The 12,401-nt window shown below is 61.5% G+C and carries 15 protein-coding genes and 1 tRNA gene; 9 read left to right on the forward strand and 7 right to left on the reverse strand.

The window, feature by feature from the left end; genetic code table 11:
- Positions 1–54 precede the first annotated feature (54 nt).
- Positions 55–130: transfer RNA gene (locus ACNQ62_RS14380), tRNA-Ala, on the reverse strand.
- Between the two features lie 116 nt (positions 131–246).
- Positions 247–573, reverse strand: coding sequence for a TIGR02300 family protein (locus tag ACNQ62_RS14385; protein WP_005851186.1), 327 nt, complete (start codon positions 571–573; stop codon positions 247–249).
- A 112-nt stretch (positions 574–685) separates the two neighbouring features.
- On the opposite strand from ACNQ62_RS14385, the gene ACNQ62_RS14390 reads away from it, so the two are divergent.
- Together ACNQ62_RS14390 and ACNQ62_RS14395 are read left to right on the forward strand one after the other, a co-directional pair.
- Entirely contained in the window at positions 686–1,384 is a 699-nt protein-coding gene (locus tag ACNQ62_RS14390; protein ID WP_418095131.1) for a M48 family metallopeptidase, read from the forward strand.
- 56 nt (positions 1,385–1,440) lie between these two features.
- Positions 1,441–2,091: a GntR family transcriptional regulator gene (locus ACNQ62_RS14395; RefSeq protein ID WP_005851189.1), complete on the forward strand. Its 651-nt coding sequence runs from the start codon at positions 1,441–1,443 to the stop codon at positions 2,089–2,091.
- A 21-nt stretch (positions 2,092–2,112) separates the two neighbouring features.
- On the opposite strand, the gene ACNQ62_RS14400 is transcribed toward ACNQ62_RS14395, so the two are convergent.
- The 3 genes from ACNQ62_RS14400 to ACNQ62_RS14410 form a co-directional block, all read right to left on the reverse strand.
- Positions 2,113–3,075 carry an acetyl-CoA carboxylase carboxyltransferase subunit alpha gene (locus tag ACNQ62_RS14400; RefSeq protein WP_005851191.1) on the reverse strand — a complete coding sequence of 321 codons (963 nt, stop codon included), beginning with the start codon at positions 3,073–3,075 and terminating at the stop codon, positions 2,113–2,115.
- A gap of 64 nt (positions 3,076–3,139) precedes the next feature.
- Positions 3,140–3,769, reverse strand: a complete 630-nt coding sequence (locus ACNQ62_RS14405; protein ID WP_132997509.1) for a LysE family translocator — start codon at positions 3,767–3,769, stop codon at positions 3,140–3,142.
- 74 nt (positions 3,770–3,843) lie between these two features.
- The gene (locus ACNQ62_RS14410; protein WP_283647047.1) at positions 3,844–4,803 is read right to left on the reverse strand and encodes an L-malyl-CoA/beta-methylmalyl-CoA lyase; all 960 of its coding nucleotides are present in this window, start codon (positions 4,801–4,803) and stop codon (positions 3,844–3,846) included.
- A gap of 249 nt (positions 4,804–5,052) precedes the next feature.
- Between ACNQ62_RS14410 and dgcN the strand changes: the two genes are divergently transcribed.
- The 3 genes from dgcN to ACNQ62_RS14425 are packed head-to-tail and all read left to right on the forward strand — an operon-like array spanning position 5,053 to position 7,929.
- Entirely contained in the window at positions 5,053–6,054 is a 1,002-nt protein-coding gene (gene dgcN / locus ACNQ62_RS14415; RefSeq protein ID WP_064216388.1) for an N-acetyltransferase DgcN, read from the forward strand.
- A gap of 45 nt (positions 6,055–6,099) precedes the next feature.
- A complete protein-coding gene (gene dgcA, locus ACNQ62_RS14420; RefSeq protein ID WP_418095132.1) occupies positions 6,100–7,065 on the forward strand; it encodes an N-acetyl-D-Glu racemase DgcA in 966 nt (321 codons plus the stop codon).
- A gap of 3 nt (positions 7,066–7,068) precedes the next feature.
- Complete coding sequence (locus tag ACNQ62_RS14425; protein WP_005851201.1) at positions 7,069–7,929, forward strand: D-amino-acid transaminase; 861 nt, start codon at positions 7,069–7,071, stop codon at positions 7,927–7,929.
- Positions 7,930–7,960: 31 nt separating this feature from the next.
- Here ACNQ62_RS14425 and ACNQ62_RS14430 read toward each other — a convergent pair whose 3' ends face one another.
- On the reverse strand, positions 7,961–8,275 hold the full coding sequence (locus tag ACNQ62_RS14430; protein WP_132997512.1) for a DUF1244 domain-containing protein: 315 nt from the start codon (positions 8,273–8,275) through the stop codon (positions 7,961–7,963).
- 280 nt (positions 8,276–8,555) lie between these two features.
- Between ACNQ62_RS14430 and pyk the strand changes: the two genes are divergently transcribed.
- From pyk to rplT, 4 genes are all read left to right on the forward strand, one after another.
- The gene (gene pyk / locus ACNQ62_RS14435) at positions 8,556–10,001 is read left to right on the forward strand and encodes a pyruvate kinase (protein WP_418095133.1); all 1,446 of its coding nucleotides are present in this window, start codon (positions 8,556–8,558) and stop codon (positions 9,999–10,001) included.
- Positions 10,002–10,045: 44 nt separating this feature from the next.
- Positions 10,046–10,273, forward strand: coding sequence for a hypothetical protein (locus ACNQ62_RS14440; protein WP_005851207.1), 228 nt, complete (start codon positions 10,046–10,048; stop codon positions 10,271–10,273).
- A 131-nt stretch (positions 10,274–10,404) separates the two neighbouring features.
- Entirely contained in the window at positions 10,405–10,605 is a 201-nt protein-coding gene (gene rpmI, locus ACNQ62_RS14445; RefSeq protein WP_005851209.1) for a 50S ribosomal protein L35, read from the forward strand.
- A 15-nt stretch (positions 10,606–10,620) separates the two neighbouring features.
- A complete protein-coding gene (gene rplT / locus ACNQ62_RS14450; protein WP_005851211.1) occupies positions 10,621–10,986 on the forward strand; it encodes a 50S ribosomal protein L20 in 366 nt (121 codons plus the stop codon).
- A gap of 72 nt (positions 10,987–11,058) precedes the next feature.
- Here the strand turns inward: rplT and ACNQ62_RS14455 are convergent, their stop codons facing one another.
- Positions 11,059–12,282 carry a YbfB/YjiJ family MFS transporter gene (locus tag ACNQ62_RS14455; RefSeq protein WP_418095134.1) on the reverse strand — a complete coding sequence of 408 codons (1,224 nt, stop codon included), beginning with the start codon at positions 12,280–12,282 and terminating at the stop codon, positions 11,059–11,061.
- Positions 12,283–12,401: the final 119 nt, after the last annotated feature.

The raw sequence follows: 12,401 nt of genomic DNA on the forward strand, positions 1-12,401 counted from the left end.
GTCAGTCAGCCCCGCGTGGTGGGTGACGTGTATGCTGGGATGTAGGGTGGTGTTTGGTGGAGCCTAGCGGGATCGAACCGCTGACCTCCTGCATGCCATGCAGGCGCTCTCCCAGCTGAGCTAAGGCCCCATCGTGGATCAGAGATCCGGGAAGTGTATCAACCGTTCAAGGCCGATGCGCCGCTGAATAGGCGGTCGCGAAGGCGGGATCAAGAGGAAAATCTATCCCGCCCTCGCAAAATTCAATCAATCTTCGTCGTCGGATGCAACGTCGGCGATTTCTTCGAGTGGAACGGTATCATCATCGTCGTCGTCATCGTCCAGGATGTCGTCGTCCAGATCCACATCTACATCGTCGTCATCTACCAATGTCTCGTCATCATCCACATCGCCCTTCTTGGCTTTGGCGGTGACGGCATCTTCGGCATCTGCTGCGATCATGCGGGATTTGGAGTTATCCACCTCGACCACTTCGCCGGAGTAAGGGCTGATGATCGGATCTTTGTTCAGGTCGTAGAACCGCTTGCCCGTTGTGGGGCACAGGCGCTTGGTTCCCCATTCTTCATTGGGCATCGAAGTCCCCTTTTTGAAAGTGTTGTTGCGTATAGATGATTCAGGCCAAGTGCCATATGAGATAGGCACTGTCAAAGGCAATCGCCACCCCATCGCGACCCGGAACCCTGAAATGCCTGATCCTGTCCTGCCCGGAAACCCGCCTATCCCGCTGATCCTGCGCCGCTCTGCGCGGGCGCGGCGGATATCATTGCGGATATCGCAGCTGGATGGGCGGGTGACGCTTACCATGCCGAAGCGCTTGAAAGAGGCAGAGGGAATCGCCTTTGCCCGCGAGAAAGAGGCGTGGATTCGCCAACATCTGGAAGCGCGTGGCGCTGATGTTCTGGTGGGCATCGGGGCAGAGTTTCCCTTGGGCGGTCGGATGATGCGGGTTGAAGCCGGGCAGGGCAGACGGGTGGTGCTGGGGACCGATACGATTTCCGTGCCCGGCCCTGCAGCGCGTGTGCCGACCCGGCTTGCCGCGCATTTGAAAGAGCTCGCGCGGGACCGGCTGACCGGGGCCTGCGACGATTATAGTGCGCTGCTGGGGCGGCCGTACAACAAGCTGACCTTGCGGGATACGCGGTCGCGGTGGGGGTCTTGCACCTCGGACGGGGGGCTGATGTTTTCGTGGCGCTTGATCCTGACGCCGCCCGACGTGCTTGATTACGTCGCCGCCCACGAGGTCGCGCATCTGGCGCAGATGAACCATTCGCCCGCCTTCTGGGCCGAGGTCGAACGGATTTACGGCCCCTATCAAGAGGCGCGTGGCTGGCTGCGCACCCACGGCAGCGACCTGCACCGGTTCAAGTTTACCGCGCAGGCATAGACTTCGCCCGCGTTTGCGACATTGACGCAGCGGCGATTCGTGATCACAACGGCGATATGAACCTGAACCCTCGCCCCCTTGATGCGCATCCTTTGGCCCATGACCGTGTCTATCGGCAGTTGCGGACCCGCATCATGCACGGCGATCTGGCCCCGGGGCAGGCGCTGACCCTGCGGGGAATCGGCAAGGAATACGAGGTGTCGATGACCCCCGCCCGCGAGGCCGTGCGGCGGCTGGCGGCGGAAGGGGCGCTGACCATGTCGGCCTCTGGCCGGATATCGACGCCGGAGCTGAGCAACGAACGGATCGAGGAACTGGCCGCCCTGCGTGCCCTGATCGAGGTGGAGCTTGCGAGCCGCGCCCTGCCGCGGGCCCACCTTGCGCTGATCGACCGGATGCAGGCGATCAACAATGCCATCTCGGATGCGGTGATCCACCGTGACGCGGTGAGCTATATTCGCACCAATCTGGAATTTCATCGCACGCTGTACCTGCGGGCGCAGGCCCCTGCGATGCTGGCGATGGCGGAAACGGTCTGGCTGCAGATGGGCCCGACGATGCGGGCGCTTTATGGGCGGCTCAGACGGACAGAGCCGCCGCATTTTCACAAGCTGATTATCGCGGCGCTGCGCGCGGGCGACGAACCCGGTCTGCGGCTGGCAGTGCGCACCGACGTGACCCAAGGTCTGCGGATGCTGGCGACATGATGCACCAGCGGGCGGCGTAGATTACGCCGCCAGCCCCTTGGCCCCGAGGTCGAGGAATTTCTTGCGACGATCTGCCACCAGCGCCTTTGGGTCTTTGCCCGACAGGTCATCCAGCATCGCGGCAATCGCCTTGCGGACCGATGCAATTGCCTCTTTCCGATCCCGATGCGCGCCGCCACGGGGTTCGGGGATGATGCGGTCGTTGACGCCCAGTTGTTTCAGATCTTGCGCGGTCAGGCGCAGCGCTTCGGCGGCCTCGCGCATTTTTTCGGCATCTTTCCACAGGATCGATGCGCAGCCCTCGGGCGAGATCACGGAATAGACGGAATGTTCCAGCATGGCGACGCGGTTCGCCGTGGCAAAAGCAACCGCCCCGCCTGACCCACCTTCACCGATGATGACAGAAACCAGCGGCACACCGATCTGCAAGCATTTCTCGGTCGCGCGGGCGATGGCTTCGGATTGGCCACGCTCTTCCGCGCCTTTACCGGGGTAGGCACCGGGGGTGTCCACCAGCGTGATCACGGGCAGCCCGAACTTGTCGGCCAGTTCCATGAGCCGCACGGCTTTGCGGTAGCCTTCGGGGCGGGCCATGCCGAAATTGCGTTCGATACGGGATTTGGTGTCGTTGCCCTTTTCGTGGCCGATCACGACGACAGGCGTGTCGTTGAACCGTGCCAGACCGCCCATGACCGCAAGGTCATCGGCAAAGTTCCGGTCCCCCGCCAGCGGGGTGTATTCGGTAAACAGGGCCTCGATATAGTCTTTGCAATGGGGCCGGTCGGGGTGACGTGCCACCTGACATTTGCGCCACGGCGTCAACGACTTGTACAGATCGTCAAGCATTTGGTGGGCTTTTTCGTCCAGCGTTTTGGCTTCGGCGCTCACGTCCATCCCTTCGGAGGACCGCGCCAGAGCGCGCAGCTCTTCCGCTTTGCCTTCCACTTCGGCCAGTGGTTTTTCGAAATCCAGATACTGTGTCATCACCTGCTCCGCGCTTTGTTCAGGGCTATATGGCGTTGATTTGCGGTCTTTGCAACGGAACCTGTCAGCTGGCCGGCCAAAGGGCGGGCAGCAACGACGCCACAAGCAGCGCGGCCATGGTTACGTTAAACACCCGCAAACGCCGGGGATTGGTTAGAAAACGGGCCATCTGCCCGCCAAGAAGGGTCCAGAGGGTGACCGACGGCAGCGCCATCACCGCCACGACAAGCGCCGTGATCACCAGCGGCAATATGCCGGCAGAGGGCACGTAGATCGTGATGATACTGAGCCCGAAGGCCCAGGCCTTGGGGTTGACCCATTGAAACCCCGCCGCTTGCAGAAAGCTCAGCGGTTTGGCGTTGGGGTCTGCGCTTTGCACCGGGGCGGCGGTGGCGATCTTATAGGCAAGGTAGATCAGATAGATCAGGCTCAGGATCTTGAGCACCGTATAGATCACAGGAAAGGCGTCAAACACCCGGATCAGGCCAAAGCCCACCAGCAGCAACATGACCATAAAACCAAGGGTGATGCCCATCATATGCGGCACCGTGCGCGCAAAGCCGAAGTTCGCGCCCGATGCCATCAGCATCAGGTTGTTCGGCCCCGGCGTGATAGAGGTGATCAACGCGAAAAGCGCGAGCGCAGAGAGGATATCGATGGTCATGCTGCCTTGATGCCCCAAGCCGCGGGGCATGCCAAGCCCGCTTTGCTGCGGGGGAGATGTCGCGGCGCGAGGGTCGCCTCGCGCCGCTGCTCAGTATCGCGGGGTTAGCGCGAGGCGATCATCTCGGACTGGCGCACGATGACTTCGGCCTGTTTGATGCTGGCGATATCGACCAAACGGCCCTTGTAGACGGTCGCGCCTTCGCCGTTGGCCTTGGCTGTTTCCATCGCGGCCAGAATCTCGCGCGCTTCGGCGACGGCCTCGTCAGAGGGGGTGAACACCTCGTTCGCGACGGCGATCTGCTTGGGGTGAATGGCCCATTTTCCGACCATGCCCAAGGTCGCCGACCGGCGCGCCTGCGCGCGGTAACCTTCATCGTCCGAGAAATCACCGAACGGACCGTCGACCGGCAGCACGCCGTGGGTCCGGCAGGCGGCGACGATGGCGGTCTGCGCCCAATGCCACGGATCAGACCAATGCTTGGTCCCGTCGCGCAGCATGTAATAGTTTTCTTGCGTGCCACCAATGCCGGTCGTCTGCATCCCCATAGAGGCGGCAAAGTCGGCGGCACCAAGGCTCATCGCTTGCAGGCGCGGGCTGGCGGCGGCGATCTCTTCGACGTGGGCGATGCCTGCGGCCGATTCGATAATCACCTCGAACGAGATTTTCTTGGTGCGGCCCTTGGCGGTTTCGATCGCCGTAACCAGCGCGTCGACAGTATATACGTCAGCAGCGCAGCCGACTTTGGGGATCATGATCTGATCCAGACGCTCGCCCGCTTGCTCCAGCAGGTCGACGACATCGCGGTACCAGTAAGGAGTATCCAGCCCGTTGATCCGCACGGACAGTGTTTTGTCGCCCCAGTCTACATCGCTGATTGCCTTGATGATATTCGCGCGGGCGCTGTCCTTGTCCGTGGGGGCAACGCTGTCTTCCAGATCAAGGTTGATCACATCAGCGTCGGAACTTGCCATTTTTTCGAAGATTGCCGGGCGCGAACCGGGGCCGAACAATTGGCAGCGGTTGGGACGTGCAGGTGCTGTAGGCTGGATGCGAAAGCTCATATGCGGAATCCTTGAGTAATAAAGTTACGACTTGCTTGCCTTGGGTGGTATTAAATTGCGCTGCGCCCTGCAAGGGTGATCTCGCACCTGCAGCATCGGCGGCTGAATTTCTGTGCACAGTTCTTGCTCGCATCGGCAGATACCCGCAAAATTTCTGCGCCATCTCTTGCGCCCACCACTCATTTGCAACCTTATCGCGCCGAAAGGCTGCGAAACTGAGCCAAAGCCAAATTGCAGGAGCATGTGATCATGATCAAAACACCTTATCTTCTTTTTCTGGGCGACGCGCCGGATCACCTTGCGGTTAAAGTGGCGCAGGGCATCAAGGACTGGCGTCCTGAAAATGCCGTCGGTCAGCTGCGGCTGGACGGGTGCAAGGCGGATCTGGGTCTGACCGATATGACGCTTGCGCAAGCGAAAGAGGCAGGCGCGCAGACCCTGGTGATTGGTGTCGCCAACCGCGGGGGCACCATCAGCGCCACATGGCGCGCCGTGCTGGTCGACGCGCTGGAGGCCGGTTTCGATCTGGCATCCGGCTTGCATAACCTGTTGCGCAACGAGCCAGAGCTCGTGGCCGCCGCCGAGAAACACGGGCGCAGCTTGCATGATGTGCGTATCCCGTCGGTGCAGTACCCGATTGCGAATGGCGTCAAACGCAGCGGCAAGCGCGTGCTGGCGGTCGGCACCGATTGTTCGGTCGGCAAGATGTATACCGCGCTGGCGCTGGACGCGGCGATGAAAGAGAAGGGGCTGAAAAGCAGCTTCCGCGCGACGGGCCAGACCGGTATTCTGATCACCGGCGAAGGCGTACCTTTGGATGCGGTGATCGCGGATTTCATGGCCGGCTCGATCGAGTATCTGACCCCCGACAATGACGATGATCACTGGGATATCATCGAAGGGCAGGGCAGCTTGTTCCACGTGTCCTATTCCGGCGTCACCATGGCGCTGATCCACGGCGGCCAACCCGATGCGTTGATCCTGTGCCACGAGCCGACCCGCAAGACCATGCGCGGACTGCCCGACTACACGCTGCCCACGTTGGAAGAAGTGCGCGATGTGGCGCTGACGCTGGCAAAGGTTGCCAACGCAGGCTGTCAGGTGGTCGGTATCTCGATCAACACCCAGCATCTGTCGGAGGCAGAGGCAGATGCCTATCTGGCCGAGGTCGAACAACGCTTGGGCTTGCCAGCCGTGGACCCGTTCCGCCAAGGTGCCGCGAGATTGGCGGAGGCTTTGGCAGCCCTCTGATCGGCCCTTCGGGGAGAGTTTAAGTGGCAAAATGAAGGAGCGGATATGCGTATTGAGGTAAGCCGGGATGTCTTTCGGCTGGCGCAGGTCTTTACCATTTCGCGTGGATCGCGGACCGAGGCGCAGGTGCTCACGGTGCGGATCACCGATGGCGGCGTGACGGGTTGGGGCGAATGTGTGCCCTATGCCCGTTATGGCGAGACGCTGGAGTCGGTCACGGCAGAGATCGAAGCGCTGCGCGGGCCGCTGACGCGTGATGCGCTGTATGACCTGCTGCCGGCTGGTGCCGCGCGCAATGCAGTGGATTGTGCCCTGTGGGATCTGCAAGCCAAGCAGGCGGGTAAGCCTGTGTGGGAACTGGCGGGGCTGGCGCGACCGGGGCCCGAGATCACGGCCTATACCCTGTCGTTGGATAGCCCCGAAAAGATGCGCGAACAGGCCGCCTTGCATGCGCATCGCCCGCTGTTGAAGATCAAGCTGGGCACGCCGGATGATATGCCCCGCCTTGAGGCTGTGCGCGCCGGTGCCCCTGACGCGCAGATCATCATCGATGCGAATGAGGGCTGGTCGGCAGAGGTTTATGCCGATCTTGCCCCGCATCTGGTGCGGCTGGGTGTGTCATTGGTTGAACAGCCTTTGCCCGCAGGGGATGACGATGCGCTCGTCGGGATGGAGCGGCCCGTGCCGGTCTGTGCCGATGAAAGCTGTCATGACCGTGCGAGCCTTGCTGCGCTGAAAGGCAAATACGATGTGGTCAACGTCAAGCTGGACAAGACCGGTGGTCTGACCGAGGCGCTGGCGCTGCGCGATGCGGCTGTCGCGCAGGGCTATGAGGTCATGGTGGGGTGCATGGTCGGGTCGTCGCTCGCGATGGCTCCGGCGGTGCTGGTGGCGCAGGGGGCAAAGGTCGTGGACCTTGACGGCCCGCTGCTTCTGGCCGAAGACCGCGACAACGCTTTGACATTTGACGCCGCCGGGGTGCATCCGCCTGCGGCCAAGCTTTGGGGATAAGACATGCGGACTGTATATGTGAACGGCGAATACCTGCCCGAGACCGAAGCCAAGGTTTCGATCTTTGATCGCGGGTTTCTGATGGCGGACGGGGTCTATGAGGTCACCAGCGTGCTGGACGGCAAGCTGATCGACTTTGACGGCCATGCCATCCGGCTCAGCCGGTCGTTGAACGAGCTACAGATGCGCAACCCGATCTCGAAGGAGGACCTGCTGGAGGTCCACCGCGAGCTGGTGCGCGTGAACGAGATCGACGAGGGGCTGATCTATTTGCAGATCACCCGCGGGTCGGACGGGGATCGCGACTTTGCCTTCCCCGATCCCGAGACGACAGAGCCGACGATTGTCTTGTTTACCCAGTCCAAACCCGGTCTGGCCGATAGCCCTGCTGCCAAGAAAGGTGCCAAGATCATCAGCATCGAAGATATCCGCTGGGGCCGTCGCGATATCAAGACGGTGCAGCTGCTGTATCCGTCGATGGGCAAGATGATGGCCAAGAAAGCGGGCTGCGATGATGCCTGGATGGTCGAGGACGGCTTTGTCACCGAAGGCACCAGCAACAACGCCTATATCGTGATGGGCAACAAGATCATCACCCGCGCCCTGAGCAACGAGATTTTGCACGGCATCACCCGCGCTGCGGTTCTGCGTTTTGCCAAAGAGGCGCAGATGGTGGTGGAAGAGCGTAACTTTACCATCCACGAAGCGCAGCAGGCGGATGAGGCGTTTACCACCTCCGCCAGCGCTTTTGTCATGCCCGTGGTCGAGATCGACGGCGTGGCCTTAGGCGATGGAACACCGGGCAAGGTCGCGCCGCGTCTGCGCGAGATCTATCTGGACGAGATGCGCAAGGCGGCGGTCTAACCCGCCTTGCCAAGGGGCTGGCTGCGCGCGGTCAGCCCTTTTCGCCGACGTTCTGTTCGAAGGCGACCTTGAACGCCTCTTTCTGCGCGTCCTTCGCGTCGGTCTGATAGTTGGCTTTCCATGCGTCCATGGTCATGCCGTAGAACAGCTCGCGCGCTTCATCCTTGCCCATGTCGATCCCGCGTTCGTTTGCGGCTTCTTGATACCAGCGCGACAGGCAGTTGCGGCAAAATCCGGCCAGGTTCATCATGTCGATGTTCTGCACGTCCGTGCGGTCTTGCATCAGGTGCTGTTGCAGCCGGCGAAACGCAGCGGCCTGAAGTTCGATTTCCTGTTGTGTGGGCATTATGCTCTCCTGCGTGTGGGGTGGGGCCAAGCTATGGGTTGGCCGGTGCGGGTTCAAGGCGGCGGGCCGTGAATGTGGCGCGACCTTCCGCCGTCCGCTGTCATCGTGCTGTCATACTGTGGTGGGCATAGACGGGGCAGGCGATCTTCGCTAAGTGTTAACGCTAACACATGTTAACGCTAACTTATTTACTATCCACTCTGACCGCCGCGCGTGTTAGACCCGTGGCAATAAGCGCAGGGGCTGCCAAAGCCCGCAGATGAAAAGGGACGTCACCAGTATGAAACGCACGCGGAATGTCAAAGTAGTTGCCACCTTGGGTCCGGCCTCGGACACGCACGAGACGATATCGGCACTGTTTCACGCGGGCGCGGATGTGTTCCGGTTGAACATGAGCCACGGCAGCCATGACGAAATCCGGATCAAGCACCAGATCATCCGCCAGATCGAAGAAGAAACGGGATCCACGATCGGTATTCTCGCGGATCTTCAGGGGCCAAAGCTGCGTGTGGGTGTCTTTTCGGGGGACAGCGAATTGCTGGTCGAGGGCGCGTCCTTCCGGCTGGATCTGGACGAGGCAGAGGGCAATGCCCGCCGCGTGTGCCTGCCGCACCCCGAGATTTTCCAGGCGCTTGAACCGGGCGCATCGCTGTTGGTCAATGACGGCAAGATCCGTCTGAAGGTCAAGGAATGCGGCCCCGATTTCGCGGAGTGCGAAGTGATGATCGGCGGCGTGATCTCTAACCGCAAGGGCGTGAACGTGCCGGATGTGGTGCTGCCGCTGGCCGCCCTGTCGGAAAAAGACCGCGCCGATCTGGAATTCGTGTGCGAGCTGGGGGTCGACTGGCTGGCACTGAGCTTTGTGCAGCGCCCCGAAGATGTGACCGAGGCGCGCGAACTGGCCAAGGGCCGTGCCGCATTGCTGAGCAAGATCGAAAAGCCGTCGGCCGTGGACCGGTTCGAGGACATCCTGGCGGTGAGCGACGGTATCATGGTTGCGCGCGGTGATCTGGGGGTTGAACTGCCGGTACAGAACGTGCCGCCGATCCAGAAACGACTGGTGCGCAAATGCCGTGCGGCGGCAAAGCCGGTGATCGTGGCGACGCAGATGCTGGAATCGATGATCGAAAGCCCGATCCCCACCCGGGCCGAGGTATCAGATGTCGCGACCGCCATTTATGAAGGGGCCGATGCGGTGATGTTGTCGGCGGAATCCGCGGCCGGTGCCTATCCGGTCGAGGCGGTGCGCACGATGGATAACGTGGCCACCGAGGTAGAGCAGGATCCGACCTACACCCAGATTATCGAATCGTCGCGCAAGGTGGACCGCATGACCGTGGCGGACGGTATCGTTGCCGCTGCACGCGAGATTGCGGAAACCGCGAACATCAAGGCAATCTGTTGCTTCACCCAAAGCGGGACCACGGCGCTGTTGACCGCACGTGAACGCCCGCGGGTGCCGATCATCGCGTTGACGCCCCTGGTCAAGACCGCGCGCCGTCTGGCGCTCACTTGGGGCGTAAATTGCGTTCAGACCGGCACGCTGGAACGCTTCAAGATGGCCGTGGTCAGCGCCGCGCGCGTTGCCCGTGACGAAGGCTATGCCGGGCCGGAGGATCTGATCGTTGTCACCGCAGGCGTGCCTTTCAACGTCGAGGGCAGCACAAATATCCTGCGCGTCGCACCCTGCGACGAACGATTGATCTTTAATACCGATCCGGAATAACCTCTGGTCAGGTAACAAGAATATATCGAGCAGGGGCAGGAATAATGGATACTGATCTGATTTTGGTGATTGGTCTTGCCCTTGCTGTGCTTTCTATCCCCTCTGTCGTGTCGGCCTTCTCTGATGGCCGTGCGCCGCGCGCGTCGGCATTGACGGTGCTGATCGCGGGCGGGATGATCGTCTATGCCATCAACACCCATCCGGGCGGCTACGCGTTGGAAGACGTGCCAGACGCCGTTTTGCATGTGATTGCGCGCTACAAGTTCTGGTAAGCGCAGGCGTTTCGCGCTTTTGCCCTTGCTTTGGGCCCCTGTCCCTCCTATACGCCAGCTTCGTTCCGCGCGTCCGGCCTTCGTGGCATGCCGAGTCGCGCACTTACCGAACTCAAGTTAAGGAGACGGAAATGCCCAAGATGAAGACGAAATCGAGCGCCAAGAAGCGCTTTAAGATCTCGGCGACCGGCAAGGTCATCGGCGGTCAGGCTGGCAAACAGCATGGTATGATCAAACGGACGAAAAAATTCATCCGTGACGCGCGTGGGACAACAGCTTTGTCTGCACCCGACGCCAAGATCATCAAGGGCTTCATGCCCTACGACCGCTAAGATAGGAGAGCCGATATGTCCCGTACAAAAGGTGGTGTCGTTACCCACGCCCGTCACAAAAAGGTAATCAAAGCAGCCAAAGGTTACTATGGCCGCCGCAAGAACACCTTTAAGGTCGCCCGTCAGGCGGTCGACAAAGCCAACCAATACGCCACGCGCGACCGTAAGAACCGCAAGCGGAACTTCCGCGCATTGTGGATCCAGCGGATCAACGCCGCTGTGCGCAGCCACGACGAAGCACTGACATACAGCCGCTTCATCAATGGTCTGTCCCTGGCTGGTATCGAAGTGGACCGGAAGGTTCTGTCCGACCTGGCCATCAACGAGCCCGAAGCATTCGGTGCCATCGTGAAGCAAGCACAAGACGCACTGGCCGCGTAAGCGCCCTTTGCCGACCCCAAGTTTTAGAACGCCGCCCTGACATCGGGGCGGCGTTTTTCGTTTGTGCGGTGATCAGCTGGGGTCTTGTTGCGGCAGCGGTTTTTGAAACGCCACCACAGCGGCCCCTGTCAGCAGGATTGCAGCGGCAGCCAAGAGGCTGGACCCGATATTGCCCGTCAGGTCGCCCAAGGCACCGGCGGCGAAGGGGCCAGCGGTCTGCGCGATGGCAAAGACCACGGTGAACAGGCTCATCGCGGCGGCCCAGCTTTCGGCAGGCAGGTTCTGGCGGATAAAGCTGGTGATCGCGCCGGGGGCCATGAAGACGCAAAGCCCGAAAATCACGGCTGAAATCACCACGGCCCCACCCGCAGGCAGGACGAGCGGCAGCGCCGATCCGATTGCGATGCCGGTCAGGATCATCGCCAGGGGCTTGCCCGAAGCGTGCCGCGCCAATACCCCGCGCCAGACGAAGGGCGAGGCGATCAGCGCCACCCCCATGATGATCCACACCGCCGAGATCAGCAGCGCCGGCGCCTGTTGATCCGTCATCCACGCAGACAGGAACGTCAGATAGACGATATAGCCCATGGCAAAACCGACGTAGCCTGCAAGCTCTCTCCAGATCAGGTGCAGCTTGATGCCGCCGGCCGCCGTGTTGCGCTGTGCAGGGACCGACAGACGCGCCGCGGCCCATAGGGACAGGGGCAGGCAGGCCAAGCTGATCACGCCGATGATATACCAGCCATAGCGCCATGATCCGGTGCCCCAGAACTCTATCATCAGGGGCAGGGACGCGCCTGCCAGCATGATCCCGATACCGCCGCCCGCGCCGAACAGGATCGCGATCGCCAGCGCATTGCGGCGCGCGTCGCCCGGAAACAGCCGCGCGGTCAGAACGCCTGCGGTGGAAAAGGACATTGCCCCGAACACCCCCGCCGCGATCCGCCAGAAGGTCTGCCAGCCCATCGTCGCCTCGTACCCCGTCGCCAACAGCGTCAGCGTCGTGGTCACCATGCCGAACCCGAACAACCGCGCAGGCGCGATGCGCCCGATCAGCAGCAGCGTCAACACCGCGCCGATGATATAGCCGATGGCATTCGCCGTGTTCAGCCAGCCCGCCTGCGCATAGGTCCAGTCCAGCTCGGTCTTCATCGCGGGCAGGATCAGCCCGTAGGCAAAGCGCGCGAACCCGTTTGTGACCGTCACCCCCAGCGTCAGGCCAAGCAGCGCCAGCCAGGGCCGTGTGACAGGTCGGGGCAGGGACGGGTTGCTGTCGGGTTGTAAAATCTCTGCCACGCGCGGCACCCCCTTGATGGTTTGCGCCACTATGTGCCCGCGGTTTCAGCATAACAAGGCCCGCATCAAATGGCCCTGCCGCTTGTATTCGGGGCCAATTCTGCTAGCACCAGCCCGAG

It is taken from the genome of Sulfitobacter sp. SBS6, assembly GCF_048285585.1.
Classification (GTDB): domain Bacteria; phylum Pseudomonadota; class Alphaproteobacteria; order Rhodobacterales; family Rhodobacteraceae; genus Sulfitobacter; species Sulfitobacter pontiacus.

Excerpts from the sequence above, each read along its gene's own strand:
- ACNQ62_RS14385 (WP_005851186.1), bottom strand. The coding sequence starts at position 573 with ATGCCCAATGAAGAATGGGGAACCAAGCGCCTGTGCCCCACAACGGGC.
- ACNQ62_RS14390 (WP_418095131.1), top strand. The coding sequence starts at position 686 with ATGCCTGATCCTGTCCTGCCCGGAAACCCGCCTATCCCGCTGATCCTG.
- ACNQ62_RS14395 (WP_005851189.1), top strand. The coding sequence starts at position 1,441 with ATGAACCTGAACCCTCGCCCCCTTGATGCGCATCCTTTGGCCCATGAC.
- ACNQ62_RS14400 (WP_005851191.1), bottom strand. The coding sequence starts at position 3,075 with ATGACACAGTATCTGGATTTCGAAAAACCACTGGCCGAAGTGGAAGGC.
- ACNQ62_RS14405 (WP_132997509.1), bottom strand. The coding sequence starts at position 3,769 with ATGCCCCGCGGCTTGGGGCATCAAGGCAGCATGACCATCGATATCCTC.
- ACNQ62_RS14410 (WP_283647047.1), bottom strand. The coding sequence starts at position 4,803 with ATGAGCTTTCGCATCCAGCCTACAGCACCTGCACGTCCCAACCGCTGC.
- dgcN (WP_064216388.1), top strand. The coding sequence starts at position 5,053 with ATGATCAAAACACCTTATCTTCTTTTTCTGGGCGACGCGCCGGATCAC.
- dgcA (WP_418095132.1), top strand. The coding sequence starts at position 6,100 with ATGCGTATTGAGGTAAGCCGGGATGTCTTTCGGCTGGCGCAGGTCTTT.
- ACNQ62_RS14425 (WP_005851201.1), top strand. The coding sequence starts at position 7,069 with ATGCGGACTGTATATGTGAACGGCGAATACCTGCCCGAGACCGAAGCC.
- ACNQ62_RS14430 (WP_132997512.1), bottom strand. The coding sequence starts at position 8,275 with ATGCCCACACAACAGGAAATCGAACTTCAGGCCGCTGCGTTTCGCCGG.
- pyk (WP_418095133.1), top strand. The coding sequence starts at position 8,556 with ATGAAACGCACGCGGAATGTCAAAGTAGTTGCCACCTTGGGTCCGGCC.
- ACNQ62_RS14440 (WP_005851207.1), top strand. The coding sequence starts at position 10,046 with ATGGATACTGATCTGATTTTGGTGATTGGTCTTGCCCTTGCTGTGCTT.
- rpmI (WP_005851209.1), top strand. The coding sequence starts at position 10,405 with ATGCCCAAGATGAAGACGAAATCGAGCGCCAAGAAGCGCTTTAAGATC.
- rplT (WP_005851211.1), top strand. The coding sequence starts at position 10,621 with ATGTCCCGTACAAAAGGTGGTGTCGTTACCCACGCCCGTCACAAAAAG.